This is a genomic window from Paenibacillus crassostreae, assembly GCF_001857945.1.
Lineage (GTDB): Bacteria > Bacillota > Bacilli > Paenibacillales > Paenibacillaceae > Paenibacillus_AQ > Paenibacillus_AQ crassostreae.
In genome coordinates this window covers 2,558,428-2,576,664 of the sequence record NZ_CP017770.1, presented here as the reverse complement: position 1 = coordinate 2,576,664, position 18,237 = coordinate 2,558,428, and the positions used below count along the sequence as shown (strand labels likewise).

Annotated in this window: 15 protein-coding genes; 8 read left to right on the top strand and 7 right to left on the bottom strand. The window is 38.4% G+C overall.

Translation table 11 applies throughout. The features are described 5' to 3' along the window. The 6 genes from mnmG to rpmH all read right to left on the bottom strand — a co-directional run bounded on the left by mnmG (position 1) and on the right by rpmH (position 5,704). On the bottom strand, positions 1-1,887 hold the full coding sequence (mnmG, locus tag LPB68_RS11985; protein ID WP_068660885.1) for a tRNA uridine-5-carboxymethylaminomethyl(34) synthesis enzyme MnmG: 1,887 nt from the start codon (positions 1,885-1,887) through the stop codon (positions 1-3). A gap of 41 nt (positions 1,888-1,928) precedes the next feature. Continuing rightward, the gene (mnmE, locus tag LPB68_RS11980; protein ID WP_068660887.1) at positions 1,929-3,305 is read right to left on the bottom strand and encodes a tRNA uridine-5-carboxymethylaminomethyl(34) synthesis GTPase MnmE; all 1,377 of its coding nucleotides are present in this window, start codon (positions 3,303-3,305) and stop codon (positions 1,929-1,931) included. A gap of 85 nt (positions 3,306-3,390) precedes the next feature. Continuing rightward, on the bottom strand, positions 3,391-4,083 hold the full coding sequence (gene jag / locus LPB68_RS11975; protein WP_068660889.1) for an RNA-binding cell elongation regulator Jag/EloR: 693 nt from the start codon (positions 4,081-4,083) through the stop codon (positions 3,391-3,393). Continuing rightward, positions 4,080-4,973 (bottom strand): YidC/Oxa1 family membrane protein insertase, encoded by an 894-nt coding sequence (locus LPB68_RS11970; RefSeq protein ID WP_068660891.1) that lies wholly within the window; start codon positions 4,971-4,973, stop codon positions 4,080-4,082. The genes jag and LPB68_RS11970 overlap by 4 nt, the downstream gene beginning before the upstream one ends. Positions 4,974-5,046: 73 nt before the next feature. After that, a complete protein-coding gene (gene rnpA / locus LPB68_RS11965) occupies positions 5,047-5,397 on the bottom strand; it encodes a ribonuclease P protein component (RefSeq protein ID WP_068660893.1) in 351 nt (116 codons plus the stop codon). A gap of 172 nt (positions 5,398-5,569) precedes the next feature. After that, the gene (gene rpmH, locus LPB68_RS11960; protein WP_068660895.1) at positions 5,570-5,704 is read right to left on the bottom strand and encodes a 50S ribosomal protein L34; all 135 of its coding nucleotides are present in this window, start codon (positions 5,702-5,704) and stop codon (positions 5,570-5,572) included. 605 nt (positions 5,705-6,309) lie between these two features. Here rpmH and dnaA point away from each other — a divergent pair. From dnaA to gyrB, 6 genes are all read left to right on the top strand, one after another. Next, complete coding sequence (gene dnaA / locus LPB68_RS11955; RefSeq protein WP_068660897.1) at positions 6,310-7,656, top strand: chromosomal replication initiator protein DnaA; 1,347 nt, start codon at positions 6,310-6,312, stop codon at positions 7,654-7,656. 193 nt (positions 7,657-7,849) lie between these two features. Beyond that, positions 7,850-8,989, top strand: a complete 1,140-nt coding sequence (gene dnaN / locus LPB68_RS11950; RefSeq protein ID WP_068660899.1) for a DNA polymerase III subunit beta — start codon at positions 7,850-7,852, stop codon at positions 8,987-8,989. Between the two features lie 33 nt (positions 8,990-9,022). Next, complete coding sequence (gene yaaA, locus LPB68_RS11945; RefSeq protein ID WP_068660901.1) at positions 9,023-9,241, top strand: S4 domain-containing protein YaaA; 219 nt, start codon at positions 9,023-9,025, stop codon at positions 9,239-9,241. A 58-nt stretch (positions 9,242-9,299) separates the two neighbouring features. Then, positions 9,300-10,412: a DNA replication/repair protein RecF gene (gene recF, locus LPB68_RS11940; protein ID WP_068660903.1), complete on the top strand. Its 1,113-nt coding sequence runs from the start codon at positions 9,300-9,302 to the stop codon at positions 10,410-10,412. A gap of 17 nt (positions 10,413-10,429) precedes the next feature. Continuing rightward, the gene (remB, locus tag LPB68_RS11935; protein WP_068660905.1) at positions 10,430-10,681 is read left to right on the top strand and encodes an extracellular matrix regulator RemB; all 252 of its coding nucleotides are present in this window, start codon (positions 10,430-10,432) and stop codon (positions 10,679-10,681) included. A 38-nt stretch (positions 10,682-10,719) separates the two neighbouring features. Then, complete coding sequence (gene gyrB / locus LPB68_RS11930) at positions 10,720-12,630, top strand: DNA topoisomerase (ATP-hydrolyzing) subunit B (RefSeq protein ID WP_068660907.1); 1,911 nt, start codon at positions 10,720-10,722, stop codon at positions 12,628-12,630. Positions 12,631-12,844: 214 nt separating this feature from the next. Here gyrB and LPB68_RS11925 read toward each other — a convergent pair whose 3' ends face one another. Continuing rightward, on the bottom strand, positions 12,845-13,642 hold the full coding sequence (locus LPB68_RS11925) for a YheC/YheD family protein (protein WP_068660909.1): 798 nt from the start codon (positions 13,640-13,642) through the stop codon (positions 12,845-12,847). A 309-nt stretch (positions 13,643-13,951) separates the two neighbouring features. On the opposite strand from LPB68_RS11925, the gene gyrA reads away from it, so the two are divergent. After that, the gene (gyrA, locus tag LPB68_RS11920) at positions 13,952-16,516 is read left to right on the top strand and encodes a DNA gyrase subunit A (RefSeq protein ID WP_099458718.1); all 2,565 of its coding nucleotides are present in this window, start codon (positions 13,952-13,954) and stop codon (positions 16,514-16,516) included. Positions 16,517-16,800: 284 nt separating this feature from the next. After that, the gene (locus LPB68_RS11915) at positions 16,801-17,919 is read left to right on the top strand and encodes an HD-GYP domain-containing protein (RefSeq protein WP_068660913.1); all 1,119 of its coding nucleotides are present in this window, start codon (positions 16,801-16,803) and stop codon (positions 17,917-17,919) included. Positions 17,920-18,237: the final 318 nt, after the last annotated feature.

Below are 18,237 nucleotides of genomic sequence, written 5' to 3'. Positions count from 1 at the left end.
CTAGCCCCTTGCTGCTGTTACACGATTATAATGTTCGAGATATACTAGCAACACAGAAATATCCGCAGGTGTAACTCCCGAAATACGTGACGCTTGCCCAATAGAAATTGGACGAATTTTCTCTAATTTCTGACGTGCTTCTATAGCCAAACCATTGATTTCTGTATAGTCAATTGAATCAGGCATCTTCTTCTTCTCCATCTTCTGTAACTTTTGAACATGTGCCATTTGCTTCTCAATATAACCTGCATATTTAATTTGAATTTCCACTTGTTCCTTCATTTCATCCGTAAGATTATACGGAGAAGGAGAAAGTTGTTCAATGTGGCTATAGTTAATCTCAGGTCTACGAAGAAGAACCAACATGTTACTTCCATCTTGAATTTGCGATGAATCAGAAGCTTCTAAGAGAGTATTCACTGCCTTGGGTTTAGCCTTTTCTTCACGCAGACGTTCGATCTCCATCTCTACAGTTTCCTTTTTAAATAGAAATCTTGCATATCTCTCATCAGTGATCAGGCCAATATCATGCCCAATCTGTGTTAGACGTAGATCTGCGTTGTCATGACGAAGTAACAGACGGTATTCAGCACGTGAAGTTAACAAACGGTACGGTTCGTTCGTTCCCTTGGTCACTAGGTCGTCAATAAGAACCCCAATATAACCTTGGGAGCGACTAAGAACAACAGCCTCTTTACCTTGTACCTTACGCGCCGCATTAATTCCTGCCATAACTCCCTGACCTGCAGCTTCTTCATAACCTGATGTACCATTAATCTGGCCTGCTGTGAACAATCCAGGCATTTTTTTAGTTTCTAGTGACGGCAATAATTGTGTTGGCACCATCGCATCATATTCAATAGCATAACCATTTCGCATCATTTCTACTTTTTCCAAGCCCTCAATTGAACGTAACATGGATAGCTGTACATCTTCTGGCATACTAGTTGATAAGCCTTGTACATAATATTCTGATGTGTTCTTGCCTTCTGGTTCTAAGAAAATTTGATGTCTTGTTTTATCGCTAAAACGAACGATCTTATCCTCGATCGATGGACAATAACGTGGCCCAGTTCCTTCAATTAAGCCAGAGAACATCGGAGCACGATGGAGATTATCCGTAATAATCTTTTGTGTCTCAACTGATGTATAAGTTAACCAACAAGGTAGTTGCTCATTGGTTGAAGAAACAGTGTCATATGAGAAGAATTTAGGTTTATCATCTCCTGGTTGAATTTCAGTCTTGCTGAAATCAATCGTATCCTTATGCACACGTGGTGGAGTACCTGTCTTGAACCGGACAAGATCGAATCCATGTTCACGAAGGTTCTCCGCTAATTTTACTGATGGTTGTTGATTGTTCGGGCCACTTTCGTACATCAACTCACCCATAATAACTTTACCTCGTAAATAAGTTCCAGTTGTGAGTACAATCGATTTACCTCGATATTCCGTGCCTGTCTTCGTAATAACACCCACACAATGTCCATCTTCGACAATCAATTCCTCAACCATTCCCTGGCGTAGGGTTAACTTAGGTTCTTTCTCCAACGTTTCCTTCATTGTGTGCTGATAAGAGAATTTATCTGCTTGCGCCCGTAATGCATGAACAGCTGGTCCCTTACCGGTATTTAACATCCGCATTTGAATAAATGTCCGATCAGTATTTCGACCCATTTCGCCACCTAGTGCATCAATTTCGCGAACTACATGCCCCTTAGCCGGTCCACCGATAGATGGATTACATGGCATAAAAGCAACCATATCTAAATTGATTGTTATGATCAATGTTGAACAACCCATTCGAGCAGAAGCTAATGCCGCTTCAACACCCGCATGACCTGCACCGATGACAATAACATCATAATTTCCTCCAACATAACTCATGCCCTTACCTCCTTCATTTGAATATATATTCATTCAACCATTTATTTACCTAAACAGAACTGTGAGAAAATCTGATCGAGCAACGAATCCCCTGCTGTATCCCCAATGATTTCTCCAAGTTGCTCCCAAGCCAATCTAACATCAATCTGAATCATATCTATAGGAATAAGCTGCTCTGCAGCATCATAAGCATCTTGTAGCGATTGCTTCGCCTTCTTTAATAAAGCAATATGGCGAACATTACTTACATAAGTTAAATCATTGGACTCCAATTGCCCACTAAAGAACAACTTTGATATCGCATTTTCCAATGCATCAATACCTTCTTGCTGCTTTACGGACATTTGAACAATGAGATCCTTATCAATGTAACGCGTTACCACATCCATGTCTACCACGGATGGTAAGTCTATTTTATTCATAATCACAATACATTGTCTACCACGGATTTGTTCCATTAATACCAATTCATCCTCATGAATAGGTTGACTGGCATCTAATACAAGCAGAATAAGATCTGCTTCATTCACTGCATTCTTTGAACGCTCTACCCCAATTTTCTCAACAACATCAAGCGTCTCACGTATGCCCGCTGTATCTAGCAACTTAAGAGGTATATTATTAATCGTTACGAACTCCTCAATCACATCACGGGTAGTTCCTGGGATATCTGTCACAATCGCTTTGTTATCATGCGCTAACGTGTTTAACAAAGAAGATTTACCTACATTAGGGCGTCCAACAATAGCTGTTGTAATCCCTTCTCGCAAGATCTTCCCTTCTTCTGCTGTCTTTAGCAACTTATCGATCCCAGTCATAACCTCGCTACATTTATCTTTGATGAAAGAAGAGGTCATCGATTCCACATCATGCTCAGGATAATCGATATTCACTTCAATATGAGCCATAGTCTCAATCAATGTATGTCTTTGATTTTTAATTTGCTGAGATAGATCACCTTTTACCTGTTTCAATGCAATTGAAAAAGCACGATCGGATTTTGAGCGAATAAGATCAATAACAGCCTCAGCTTGGGATAAGTCAATCCGTCCATTCAAGAATGCACGTTTCGTAAATTCTCCTGGTTCAGCCAGTCTAATATTCTGTTGCAATAGAATGTCCATCACTCTTGTAACTGAAATAACGCCACCATGTGCACTAATCTCAACCACATTCTCCATTGTAAAAGAACGCGGTGCTCTCATTACTGTGGTCAGGACCTCTTCAATCTCCTCACCTGTATGAGGATTGATAATATGTCCGTAATGAACTGTATGTGAATCTGCTTCTGTTAGTTTGATGCGGCTTTTAAATATCCGCTCCACTTCTAGAATAGCTTCTGGTCCACTCACGCGGATGACTGCTATTCCAGCTTCTCCAACAGCTGTGGCAATTGCTGCAATAGTATCACTAATCAAAGAACTCACCCTTTCATATAAAACATAAAAATGCAATGAATCCCTATCCCTTTCAGAGAGTCATTGCATCTATATAGAATCCCATTTATTTCAACGAAATGACTACACGCCTGTTCGGCTCTTCGCCTTTACTATAGGTCTTCACCTGCTTATGATCCTGAAGCTTAGCATGAATAACCTTTCGTTCTTGCGGAGACATTGGCTCAAGAACTACATCTTTATGTGAACGAATGACTCGATCCGCCAAACGATCCGCTAGTTCCTCAAGTGTCTTCTTACGTCGTTCACGGAAATTCTCTGCATCTAGAATGATCCTAATGAAACTATTTGATACACGATTGGCTACGATATTAGCTAAATATTGAAGAGAATCAAGGGTTTGACCTCTTCTACCAATCATAAGTCCTAAATCTGGCCCACTGATATGAAGTGTTGTGGCATCTTTTCCATGTTGAACATTTACCTTTACTTCTAATCCCATGCTTGTTCCAACATTAATAATGAATTGTACTGCTACAGCATAAGGGTCTCCCTCAACTACATCTAGATTGCTAGAATTAGATTGAAGCTTCACCGTCTCAATTACTGGATCTGGTGTTCGTTTTTCAAGTAAAGTAAGTTCTACTTTAGCTTCTTTGACACCGATCAGTCCCAGGAATCCTTTTGACGGCTGACAAAGTATATTAACCGTTACACGGTCTTGGCTAACCCCAAGTTGGGAAAGTCCTTTATTCACAGCTTCTTCAACGGTTTTTCCTGACGCGATGACGTTGCTCATTTAGACCTTTTTGCCCCCTTTTTCTTCTTGCTTGAATGATTATGGTTGCCTTGGCCCTTGCCTTGGCTTCCTTTAATATTCGATTTACTATTACCTGCTGCGACAACTCCTGAAGTAGTAGCTACATCTCCCTTTTTACGATATAGGAAGAAGTTCTGTACCAATGTATACAAGTTACTGAAGAACCAGTATAAAGGTAACGCTGCTGGGAAATTGTAAGACATGAAGAAGATCAATACTGGGTAAACAAACATCATGAACTGCATCATACCTTGTTGTGGCGTCGGGTTCATCTTCATCATCATCTTCGTCTGCAAGAATGTTGTTAGTGCAGCTAAAAGAGGAAGAATAAATGTTTTGTCAGGCTCTCCTAGTTGTAACCATAGGAATTCACCATGACGTAATAATTCATTACCATATATAGAGTTATAAAGAGCGATAAATATTGGCATCTGCACAATTAATGGTAGACAGCCTGCCATAGGATTCACTTTATTCTCTTGGAATAACTTCATCGTTTCTTGTTGTTGTTGCTCAGGGTTATCCTTGTATTTCTCTTTAATTTTTGCTAGTTCGGGTTGTATTGCTTGCATTGCTCTAGAACTTCTAACCTGTTTAATGGTTAATGGTAGAATGATTGTACGAACAATAATCACCATGAGTAATACGGCAAGTCCATATTCTCCACCAAACCAACCTGCGAACGTATCAAGTGCTTTGGCGAACCAATATACTACATTACTCTGCCAAAAACCGCCTTCTGCCAATTCATCTAGAGTTTTGGTTGGAGCTGCATTCGTTCCACATCCTGATAGTACGGTCATTACTGTAATCATCATCATGCTGAGGAGGATCCATTTCCTACCCAGTTTAGTATTCAATCGTGACACTCGATAACCCCTCTCTACATGCTACATTTCATAGTAAATCATAACATAATCATAGGGACAAATAAACATCACTTCATCGCTTGCAAGACTTCAGAAGTGACGCTTTACGTAACACATGCAGAATACTCTTTTCCATATCTTTATAAGGCATGTCCAGAGCACCATTTCGAACAATAAATACGAGATCTATATGCTCTATTAATTCCGATTGATGATGACGTACAATTTCCTTCACCATTCTCCTCAACCGATTACGAACAACTGCATTCCCTACCTTTTTACTAACTGAAATACCAACTCTGAATTGCTCAACTTCTTTCTTCGTGAACCAATAGGTCACAAATTGACGATTTGCAAATGACTTTCCATGACGATATACGCGACTGAAGTCAGCGCGGTTTCGTAAACGTAATCTTTTTTGCACGAGTCTCTCCCAATTTCACTTCAATTTATAATTTCTGCTTGTTACATATAGTATAGGCACTCTTCAGAACCCATAAACCAATATAAAATCATGAAATATTTCATAACAGAATAGTTACTTCAATTATTAATAGAAAAAAAGACCACCGCAGTGGTCTTCATGCATGCTCACATTACGCACTCAATATTTTTCTGCCTTTTAAGCGACGAGCAGCCAGCACTTTACGGCCGTTTTTCGTGCTCATTCTTTTACGGAAACCATGAACCTTTGCTCGTTTGCTCACGTTCGGTTTGAAAGTTGGTCCCATGTATTGCACCCCCTAACAGGAATTACTATCATAATTTAATCATTTCCATAACCATAGAAAATGCCTTTTTATATTATAACCATGTAGTCGTATGAAAGTCAACAATCCATACGATTCCTCTTTTACCTCAATTAATATATCCAAAAAAAAGTTTTCCACAGCTGTTTTAAATTTATGACTTAAAAATAAACTTATCCACTTGTTCATAAAATTATCATTTTCGATGAATTACTGCACAAGCTGTGCATAAGTTTTTTTATATTTTACAAGATGCTGTCGAATATTTAACAAATTATAAACAATATCTTGTGGTGTTCATAAAAATTATACACAAGTTATTGAGTTTGTGGATAAAATGGCAGCAATCATTGAAATAAGGCGGTTCTTTTGCTATGATAGTAATACTTTTTAATGTGAATAGTTATAAAATAGCTCAATATTATCAACAACCTGTGGATAAAGTTGTGAACAAGTTCAATTTATCCATTTTTTTATGTTTGCTCATTAGAGGGTTCTGGGGATAAATGAACCATATTTCATTTTTATTCGACAAAAGTCCTCATGGCTCAAGCCTGATTTGGAGATTTAAAGGAGTGACAATATCTGTGGAAAGCCATACTTCCGAACTATGGCAACAAATCTTATCTATAATTCAGTCCAAGCTAAGTAAGCCCAGTTTCGATACTTGGTTTAAGGCAACTAAGGCTACCACAATGAATGAACAATCCATTGTAATTTCAGCCCCGACTACATTTGCTGTGGAATGGCTTGAGAGTCGCTATACAAAATTAGTGGGTTCTACTCTTTTTGAAGTGATCGGCAAGCAACTTGAAGTTAAATTTGTTATTGAAGAGGCAAAGATTGAGGATACGATTCCTACCTTTACTTCTTCACAACCTCAAATTTCTCATGAAGAATCCATGACACACATGCTTAATCCGAAGTATACCTTTGATACTTTCGTTATTGGGTCAGGTAACCGATTCGCTCATGCAGCTTCTTTGGCAGTTGCAGAAGCTCCAGCCAAAGCCTATAACCCGCTCTTTTTATATGGTGGTGTAGGACTAGGAAAAACACATTTAATGCATGCCATTGGCCATTACGTTCTGGAACATAATCCAAATAGTAAGGTTGTTTATCTATCTTCCGAGAAGTTTACGAACGAATTTATTAACTCCATTCGGGATAATCGAACGGAAAGTTTCCGCAATAAATATCGTAGTGTCGACATTCTTCTCGTAGATGATATTCAATTCATTGCAGGCAAAGAGTCCACCCAAGAAGAATTCTTCCATACATTCAATGCCCTTCACGAAGAAGTTAAACAAATAATTATTTCTAGTGATAGGCCGCCTAAGGAGATTCCGACGTTAGAAGAACGTTTAAGATCACGGTTTGAATGGGGCTTGATTACGGATATCCAACCACCAGATCTCGAGACGAGAACTGCCATTTTGCGCAAAAAGGCGAAAGCTGAAAACTTGGATATTCCCAATGAGGCTATGATGTATATAGCGAATCAAATTGACACGAACATACGTGAATTAGAAGGTGCATTAATCCGTGTAGTAGCTTATTCATCACTGACGAATCAAGATGTAACTACTCATTTAGCTGCTGAAGCATTAAAGGATATTATTCCATCAAGCCGTCCCAAAATGATCACGATGCAGGATATTCAACAAAAAGTAGGAGAATACTACAACCTGCGTATGGATGATTTTAAGGCACGGAAACGAACGAAGGCTATTGCATTCCCAAGGCAAATTGCTATGTATCTTTCACGAGAATTAACTGACTATTCTTTACCTAAAATAGGCGAAGCATTCGGTGGAAGAGATCATACAACCGTAATCCATGCTCATGAGAAGATATCGCAATTGCTCAAAGTTGATCAGGATCTATTTAAAGTTGTAAATAATCTCATAGAAAAGATCAAAAATCCTACCTGAACAAGTTAAAGCCTATACACAATCTATACACATGTGGATAGGCTTGATTTTATTAAACGAATTAGGGTTATCCACATATCCACCGCGCCTATTACTATTACTAATAAAATATATAAAGAATAATCATCTATAAAGAGTGTGAAAAAGGTCGTCCATTCTAACCCTTTTTCCGAATTTCCCAAGGAGTGAAATAATGAAAATCATTATTCTAAAAGACTATTTAAACGAATCCATTCAACAAGTGTATAAAGCTATTTCAAGCCGTACAACGATCCCTATTCTTAGTGGGATTAAATTAGATGTAAATCATCAAGGTGTAACACTTACGGCAAGTGATACAGATATTTCTATTCAATCCTTTATTCCAGTTGAAGATGATAAACATACGATTGTCCAAATTGAGGAAACGGGTAGTGTCGTTCTGCCTGCTAAATTCTTTGTAGAAATCATTAAGAAATTGCCTTCACAGGAAATTAAAATGGAGGTAAAGGAACAATTTCACACCTATATTTCATCAGGTGCTACAGAAATCCAAATGGTTGGCCTTGATCCTGAAGAATTCCCTATTCTGCCTGCTATAGAGGGGAACGAAACGGTATCTGTTCCAGGTGATTTATTGAAAAATATGATTAAACAAACAGGATTCTCGATATCTACACATGAGACAACACCTATTCTTACAGGGGTTCTATGGAATTTAGAGAATAATGAGTTGAAATTTACTGCGACTGATCGCCATCGATTAGCTACACGTTCAGCTTATTTGAACGCTACAGATATTAAATTCAACAACGTCGTAATTGCTGGTAAAACATTAAATGAATTAAGCAAGATTATTCCCGATCAGAATACGTTAGTTGATATTGTCGTGTCAGATAATCAAGTATTATTCAAAATAGATCATGTTCTCTTCTATTCAAGAATTCTGGAAGGAATTTATCCGGATACTTCTAGAATTATTCCGTCAACCTATAAAACAGAACTAATTGTTGAAACAAAAAAATTAAGTGAATCAATCGATCGTGCTTATTTGTTGTCGAGAGAAGAAAAAACCAATATTGTGCGGTTGCAAACTTTGGAAGAAGGCGGAATTGAAATATCTTCTAGTTCAACGGAATTAGGTAAAGTACGAGAGGAACTTGATTTAATTGATTTCAAAGGTGAGCCATTACGCATCTCCTTTAACTCTAAATATATGTTAGATGTTCTAAAAATAGTTGAAAGTGAACAGTTAATGATTGCTTTCACCGGTATAATGAGTCCGATCGTGCTCAAACCTATGGATGATAGCCAAAGTTTATTCGTCATTTTGCCTTATCGAACCAATAACTAAACAACAGGGTATTGAACCAGAAAGGAAAAGAAAATGAATAAAATTATTATCCACAGTGAATATATCAAACTGGATACATTCTTGAAATTGTCTAATTGTGTATCTACAGGTGGAATGGCTAAGGCACTCATTCAAGAAGGAATGATCTCCGTAAATGGAGAATTAGAAGAACGCCGTGGTCGCAAACTATATCCTGGTGATATTGTAAAGGTCACGGATGAAGGTACATTTGAGGTCACAAAGGAATCGTGATCGACCACCTCAAAGCCCATAACTTCGTTACAGGGATGGAAAATGAGGAGGGTTACATGTGTTTGTAAGAAACATCAACTTGCAGCAATATCGTAATTATGAACAGTTACAGCTGAATTCCTTCGGGGATGTCAACCTGTTGATAGGTCCGAATGCTCAAGGCAAGACCAATCTACTTGAAGCCATATTTGTATTAGCACTTACCAAGAGTCACCGTACGTCGAAGGATCGTGAACTTATAGCATTTGAACAAACAAGTGCACATGTATCAGCAACGGTTGAGAAGAAATATGGAGATGTTTTATTAGAACTGAGGTTATCCGCTCAGGGGAAGAAAGCGAAGATTAATGGGCTTGAACAACGAAAACTAAGTGCGTTCATAGGTTCACTCAATGTCGTTATGTTCGCACCAGAAGATTTGGAAATTGTTAAAGGTACTCCAGGAATTCGTCGTCGTTTTCTTGATATGGAGATTGGTCAGGTACAGCCTAGCTACCTATATCATTTGCAACAGTATCAAAAGATATTAGTTCAGCGTAACAATTACCTAAAGCAATTATGGGGCAAAGTGGATACTCAAGAAGGTTTGTTGGACATCTGGAATGAACAACTTGTGGAGCATGGTGTTAAAATTATAAAAAAAAGGAAACAATTTATAATTAAGTTGCAGAAGTGGGCTGAGGCCATTCATCATGGGATAACTAATGGGAGTGAAGATCTCCAATTACGTTATGTTCCATCGTTCGGAGAAGTCACTGAGGAAGATGAAGCTGTTTTATTTGAGCAATTTATGATAAAGTTAAGACAACTAAAGGATCAAGAAATTAGGCGCGGCATGACACTTGCGGGGCCTCACCGTGATGATATGACCTTTTACATAAACGGTAAAGAAGTACACACCTATGGGTCTCAAGGGCAACAGCGGACAACTGCCCTATCACTTAAATTGGCTGAGATTGAATTGATCAAGGAAGAAATTGGTGAGTATCCGGTCCTATTACTCGATGATGTATTATCTGAACTTGATCCATATCGTCAGACACAGCTCATTGAAACATTTCAGAGTAAAGTCCAGACGTTCATCACTGCAACGGGTGTTGAGAGTCTGAATACGGATAAGTTAAAGAATGCAAATATCTTTCATGTGCATTCTGGTCAGGTGGGTTCATAAAAGAGTGGAGGGTCACGATGTATATACATTTGGGCGGAGAAAGAATTATTCGTTCTTCAGAGCTCATTGCTATTTTTGACATATCCATTGAGAAGTCATCCAAAATTTCCAAAAAATTTGTAAATCACGTTAAAGAGGAAAAGACATTAGTCAATATTGGGGAAGAAGAACCTAAATCTATTGTTGTGACAAAAGATACAGTTTATTATTCGCCGATTTCTTCTGTAACTCTTAAAAAGAGAGTAAACGTGTTCTATACAAATATTTAGAATAATAGGATCCAGAATATATAGAAGTAGGTGAAGGCATGTCTATGAATGAACCAATGTATGATGAGAGTCAGATTCAGGTACTAGAAGGCCTAGAAGCTGTTCGTAAGCGTCCGGGTATGTATATAGGATCAACTAGTGTAAAGGGCTTGCATCATTTAGTCTGGGAAGTTGTGGACAATAGTATCGACGAAGCAATGGCCGGTATATGTGATCACATTGAAGTTACAATTCATAAAGATAATAGCGTGACTGTAGTAGATAACGGACGCGGTATTCCCGTAGGGGAACACGCAAAGATGAAACGTCCGGCTTTAGAAGTGGTTATGACCGTACTCCATGCAGGTGGTAAATTTGGCGGTGGCGGATATAAAGTCTCTGGTGGTTTGCACGGTGTTGGTGTATCTGTTGTAAATGCCTTATCTGAGAAAGTTGTTGTAACGGTTAAACGTGAAGGACATATCTATCAGCAAGAATATCGCCGCGGTGTGCCTCAATATGATGTGAAAATCATAGGTGATTCAGATGAACATGGTACAACTGTAACTTTCCATCCAGATCCAGAGATTTTTACGGAGACAACTGAGTTTGATTACCCAACGCTCTTGTCACGTGTTCGTGAAATTGCATTTTTGAATAAAGGGATAGCTCTAACATTAACGGATGAAAGAACGGAACTATCGAACCATTTCATGTATGAAGGCGGAATTAAAGAATATGTGAAATACCTAAATGAAAAAAGAGAAGCTCTTCATGAGGAACCTATTTACGTAGAAGGTTCGCGTGATATGATGCAGGTGGAAGTTGCCTTGCAGTATAACGATAGCTATACAGAGAATATATATTCGTTCTGTAATAATATTAATACGCATGAAGGCGGGACACATGAATCTGGATTTAAGAGTGCGTTAACACGTATTATCAATGATTATGCTCGTAAGTCTGGTATGATTAAAGACAATAACTCGAATCTCACAGGTGATGATGTCCGTGAAGGATTAACTGCGATTATCTCTGTGAAAATTCCAGAGCCACAGTTCGAAGGCCAAACCAAAACAAAGCTTGGAAACAGTGAAGTTCGCGGGATCGTGGAATCATTGTTTGCTGAGAAGCTACAGGAGTTCCTTGAAGAGAATCCAGCAGTATCTCGTCGTATTCTAGAAAAGGGTCTACAGGCTTCAAGAGCTAGAGAGGCAGCTCGTAAGGCTCGTGAGTTAACAAGACGCAAGAGTGCGTTAGAAGTCGGTTCATTGCCCGGTAAACTAGCGGATTGTTCCTCCAAAGATGCATCGATCAGTGAGCTTTACATCGTCGAAGGGGACTCTGCGGGGGGTTCTGCCAAGCAAGGTAGAGATCGACATTTCCAAGCCATTCTCCCTCTACGTGGTAAAATACTAAATGTTGAGAAGGCTAGATTAGACCGTATTCTCTCTAATGCTGAAATTCGTAATATGATTACTGCAATGGGAACTGGCGTTGGTGAGGATTTCGACATCAGTAAAGCTCGTTACCACAAGGTAATCATTATGACAGATGCCGATGTTGATGGAGCGCATATTCGTACGCTAATGTTGACTTTCTTTTACCGCTATATGAGAAAACTCCTTGATGCTGGATATGTCTATATTGCACAACCGCCTTTGTTTAAAGTGGAACGCAATAAGGTGATCCGTTATGCAAACTCGGAGAAGGAAAGAGATCAAATCATTAGTGAATTTGGAGCTAATGTTAAATATAATGTTCAACGATATAAAGGACTTGGAGAAATGAATGCAGGCCAATTATGGGAAACTACGATGGATCCAGAATGCCGCTCAATGCTTCAAGTGACGATTGATGATGCCATGTTAGCAGATAGTTTATTTGATACACTAATGGGCGACAATGTAGAACCGCGACGTGATTTTATTTATGAACATGCGAAGTCAGTTAAGAACTTGGATGTTTAAAACCAATTTTTGCAGAGAAAAGAGAAGGTGCTAACGGAGCATCTTCTCTTTTTCTTTCTAAATATAAGAAAATATAAGTTTCACTTGAATCAATTTCATAATCGCCGATGCACATGAATCGGGTTGCGTAATTATGAAATTGATTCTTCATACTTTATACTCTTATATTTCGGCAGAGACGGATACCGTCCTTAAAAAGGACGGCTTAGCCGTTTCAGCTTGCGGAAAATCTCCCATAGGATACAGCATAACGATGGATACGACGATAGATTTCCTTGTCATCAATGTATTTTTTGAAAGGAAATAAGGCAGGAAGGGTATTTACTTCTAATATCCAAGGCGAATAATGATCATCAATAGCGATATCAAGCCCGAGTTCTTTAATATTGGGATATTTCTTTTGAAGCTGCTGAGCAACGGCAACACCTAACTTTTTCAGTGTTCGCTGTTGATTCAATATTTCCATGGCATTCATATACGGTGACAGTAACGTTTCTAACGTTTGGCATTTTCCCCCACTACGATGATTGGTAATGACCTTATTTGGTGCTGCTACACGTCCTATGATACCAGTGGAGAACCATTGTTGATTAGGACCCTTTTGGGTGAGGACTCGTAAATCGAAAGGACGATTATTGTAATTCAATAAGTGAATGCCTTGTTGAATTAAATAGGTGCAATCGTGGATGTATGGCTGCAGTCCAAGATCCAGTTCCTCAAGAGATGAGAACATCAGAGTTTTCGTAGCATAGCGAAGTCGATAAAGATAGGGATTAGTCTGGATATTAACGTCTGAGTCTAGATTCTCTTGGTTCAATTGTTCAATAGACAATACACCACGCCCATAAGTACCTATATCAGGCTTCAAAAAGACGACGTTAAATTCACTTAATAGCCTAGCTAGAGCATCCGGGGAGTATTTACAGGTAACAGGGATATGTGTTGAGATATGCTCATCTCGCAGAAGCACTTTGGTTTTAGACCATTTGCTTGAGATGCGCTGAATAGCCAAGAGTATTCATCCTTTCAACATTTATTATGGACATATTGATAAGGCGAAAATTAAGACAAGGCAGTAAAAGAATGGTATACTAAGAGTTAGGGATTTATTCAACATTGTATGAATGAGCAGTATAAGAAGGCAGGGCATATCCCTATTTTTTAAAATATAAGAATGTATAAAAAAGGGTGATTTTGCCCCTTTGTCAGATTTGACGTTTAATTGTTTGCCTTTTAAGAAAGTAATATAATTAAGATTACTATTTCTATTTACATATATCGTATTTTATTGATGGTTGATAGGAATTGGAGGAGGTACAGCATGCCGGAAGAGATTAAAGACAGGGACATCGGAGTAGAAATGCGTGAGTCATTTATGGACTATGCGATGAGTATTATCGTAAGCCGAGCTTTGCCAGATGTAAGAGATGGATTGAAGCCCGTGCATCGTCGTATTTTGTATGCAATGAATGACTTGGGGATGACCCCAGATAAACCATTTAAGAAATCAGCCAGAATTGTCGGTGACGTTATTGGTAAGTATCACCCACACGGAGATACAGCGGTATATCATACCATGGTACGGATGGCACAGGATTTCTCAATGCGTTATATGCTCGTAGAGGGTCATGGTAACTTTGGTTCTGTTGATGGTGATATGGCTGCAGCGATGCGTTATACGGAAGCGCGCCTATCTAAAATTGCAATGGAAATGTTAAGAGATATCAACAAGGATACAGTTGATTTTCAACCTAACTATGATGGTGAAGAACAAGAACCTATGGTTCTACCATCACGTTTCCCTAACTTGTTGGTGAATGGTGTATCAGGGATTGCCGTAGGTATGGCAACTAATATTCCACCACATAACCTAGGTGAAGTCATTGATGGTGTTCAGGCTTTGATTAGAAATCCAGAAATTAGCTCACTTGAGTTAATGGAATATATCAAGGGACCCGATTTCCCAACTGCCGGTTACATCTTAGGACGCCATGGTATCCGACAAGCTTATCAGACCGGACGTGGTTCTGTAACGATGCGAGCTAAGGCTAATATTGAAGAATATAATAATAAAGCACGTATCGTTGTATATGAGCTTCCATACCAAGTTAACAAAGCACGACTTGTTGAGAAGATTGCTGAACTTGTTCGTGATAAGAACATAGATGGTATTACAGATTTAAGAGATGAATCAGACCGTAATGGTATGCGTGTAGTTGTGGAACTACGTCGCGATGTGAATCCCAATGTTGTACTGAATAATTTATACAAACAGACACCGATGCAGTCCACTTTTGGGATGAACATGTTAGCTATTGTTAATAATGAACCGAAAACTCTAAGCTTGTATGAAATGTTATATCATTATCTCGAACATCAAAAAGTTGTCATCCGTCGTCGCACAGAATTTGAACTGAAAAAGGCGGAAGCACGAGCACATATCTTGGAAGGATTGCGTATAGCACTTGATCATTTAGATGAAGTTATCGCACTGATCCGTAGTTCACAAACCTCAGATATTGCACGTGATGGACTTATGTCTAAATTTGATCTAAGTCTTGAGCAGGCGCAAGCTATTATGGAGATGCGTCTACAACGCCTTACAGGGTTGGAACGTGATAAAATTGAGAATGAGTTCCAAGAACTCATGAAGAAGATTGCAGAATATCGTGAAATATTAGCTAATGAATCACTAATATTACAAATCGTTAGTGAAGAACTGAATGAAATTAAAGAACGTTTCAATGATGAACGTAGAACTGAAATCACAGTTGGTGAAGAGAGCATCCTTGATGAGGATCTTATTCCACAAGAAGAAGTAATCATCACCATCAGTCATTCAGGATATATTAAACGTCTGCCTGCAACTACCTATCGTAGTCAGAAGCGTGGTGGCCGTGGCGTAATGGGTATGGATACGAAAGATCAAGATTTCGTTGAACATCTATTCGCAACGAATACGCATCATTATCTCTTGTTCTTTACAGATCGAGGAAAGGTATATCGTCTCAAGGCTTATGAAATTCCTGATTTGAGCCGCACAGCGCGTGGAACGGCGATAATCAACTTGATTCAGATCGAACAAGGTGAGACTGTTAACGCCGTAATTCCAGTAGAGAAATTCGAGAGTGAAGATTATCTATTCTTTGCGACTCAACAAGGTGTTGTGAAGAAAACGCCACTTGAAGACTATACCAATATTCGTAAGGGCGGTCTGATTGCAATTAATCTTCGTGATGATGATGCTCTGATCGGAGTGAAACTTGTTACGAGCGAACAAGAAGTGATTATGGGTACATCTCAAGGGATGTCTATTCGCTTCTCTGAGAATGATGTCCGTTCCATGGGTCGAAGTGCAACAGGCGTAAGGGGTATCCGCTTAGGAGATGATGACCTTGTCATTGGTATGGATGTCATTGATAAGGACTTAGACATCTTAATTGTTACGGCCAATGGATACGGCAAGAGAACACCAGCTAGTGATTATCGTTCACAAAGTCGTGGTGGTAAAGGTATTAAGACCATTAATGTGACCGAGAAGAATGGTGCGGTTATTGCATTGAAGGTAGTTAAGAATGACGAAGACTTGATGATTATTACTACACTTGGGATCCTAATCCGTATGAGTATGGAAGGAATATCGACCATGGGCCGCTATACTCAAGGTGTTAAGTTGATTAATGTACATGAAGATGATGCTGTTTCTACTGTATGTCGTGTAGATAAAACAGAAGAAACAGAAGACTTGCCTGAAGATGACGAAGAATACAGTGAGGTAAGTGTGAACTCTGGCATCGTTGAAGAACAAACAGAAGTTATAGAAACTTCTGTAGAAGATGCCGATTCGCTAGTGGATATGGAAGATGAATCGACAGAAGAAGAGTAGAAGTTATTCTTCAAAGATTAATATGATCACAAGATAAAGTTTTAGAATTGCATATTTAAATGACCTCGGTACTTGTACCGGGGTCATTTTTAAATATAAGAAAGTAGAAGGTAAACATTTATTCATCTATTTTAGAATAATGTATTGAAATTGTATTATAATGATTGTTACGTCAACCAATAAATAATATAATAAGAATCAATTTCATAATTACGCAAATCTAAAAACTAATTGGAATACTCAGGTTATGAATAACAATGGTGAAGTAGAGGTGCTATCAATCTATGTATAATGTGTCCGTGTTAAATGTGAAACCAGGGTCCAAATTAACAAAAGATGTATTCACGCCATTAGGTGCACTTCTTTTTCATAAAGAGACGATATTGCTTGCTCGAGATTTAGATATTCTAAGGGCATTTCTTGTAGATTATGTAGAAATCCAGGAAGTAGGCGATAAGGGGATCCAAGCAAAGGATATACTAGCTAATAAAGATACTACGTTAACAGCTGACAAATTAGTGGTTAATGCTCCTAGTATTTCTGAGAATGAACGATCTTCTTTCGTTAAAGAGTATGAAAGGATGGTTAACCTTACTAAGAATGGTTATTCTTCTGTTCTAGCAGCGGGAATTCCCATTTATGAGATTCGTAATCAATTGGAGAGAATGGTCAGTCACATAAAGGAGTACCATATACTTTCCTTTACTCCATGTATATTAAATGATTATGATTATATTTATCACAATGCCGTTTTGTGTGCTTTATCCTCTTATAAACTTGCTCAATGGTGTGGTCTTCCACAGAAGGATTGGTTGCAGGCTGCATTTGCTGGATTATTTCATGATATCGGTAAAATAAAGGTAGATCCAGCTGTATTGTATAAGCCTTCGACATTAACGACAGATGAAATTAAAGAAATGCGACAACATACGAAATATGGATATCAGATTTTGAAAAATGTTACTGGGATCAATGAGGGTGTACGTTTATCTGCATTGCAACATCATGAGAAAGTTGATGGCACTGGGTATCCAATGAATGTCGAGAGTAGCAAAATTCATATTTACGCCAAAATGGTTGGGATAGTAGATATATTTCATGCGATGACTCTGAATAAAGTTTATCGATTGGGTCAATCTCCATATTTAGTGTTGGAACAAATCCATGCAGAATCTTTCGGTAAATTAGATCCGGAATTAGTACAAGTGTTTATTAAAAGAGTGACGGAATTCCATAATGGAACCGTCGTACGTCTAAGTAGTGATCAAATTGGAGAAATCGTATTTTCGAATAGTAATAATCCAACTCGGCCTATGGTTTCTATTAATGGTGATATTATTAATTTAGAACAAAGCCGCCATCTGTACATAGAGGAAATTGTAGACACCGATGGACAACTATAAAAATAAAAAATAGCGTACAAATAGATGCAGCCGTGTTTTCTAATGGTATAGGAAATTACGGCTGTTTAGATTGCATGGATATTGTAAACTTTAATAAATAAAAAAGCTTGCATTCAATATTCATACATGATATATTATTAGTCCGGTCATTCGAACAACCTTTGAATGAATAAGCAAGCATTACTTCTTACAAAATAATGAGTAAAATAAAGCTTGCATAAACGAACCGGACATGTTATGATATAGAAGTTGTCGCCGAGAGTAACTAACGGCGAAGAATGAAAGAAATTGATCTTTGAAAACTGAACAACGAGTGAG

Bases quoted from the DNA above. Each gene is read 5' to 3' on its own strand.
- jag (WP_068660889.1), bottom strand. From the start codon at position 4,083: ATGAGCAACGTCATCGCGTCAGGAAAAACCGTTGAAGAAGCTGTGAAT.
- gyrA (WP_099458718.1), top strand. From the start codon at position 13,952: ATGCCGGAAGAGATTAAAGACAGGGACATCGGAGTAGAAATGCGTGAG.
- rpmH (WP_068660895.1), bottom strand. From the start codon at position 5,704: ATGGGACCAACTTTCAAACCGAACGTGAGCAAACGAGCAAAGGTTCAT.
- remB (WP_068660905.1), top strand. From the start codon at position 10,430: ATGTATATACATTTGGGCGGAGAAAGAATTATTCGTTCTTCAGAGCTC.
- dnaN (WP_068660899.1), top strand. From the start codon at position 7,850: ATGAAAATCATTATTCTAAAAGACTATTTAAACGAATCCATTCAACAA.
- LPB68_RS11915 (WP_068660913.1), top strand. From the start codon at position 16,801: ATGTATAATGTGTCCGTGTTAAATGTGAAACCAGGGTCCAAATTAACA.
- yaaA (WP_068660901.1), top strand. From the start codon at position 9,023: ATGAATAAAATTATTATCCACAGTGAATATATCAAACTGGATACATTC.
- gyrB (WP_068660907.1), top strand. From the start codon at position 10,720: ATGTCTATGAATGAACCAATGTATGATGAGAGTCAGATTCAGGTACTA.
- mnmG (WP_068660885.1), bottom strand. From the start codon at position 1,887: ATGAGTTATGTTGGAGGAAATTATGATGTTATTGTCATCGGTGCAGGT.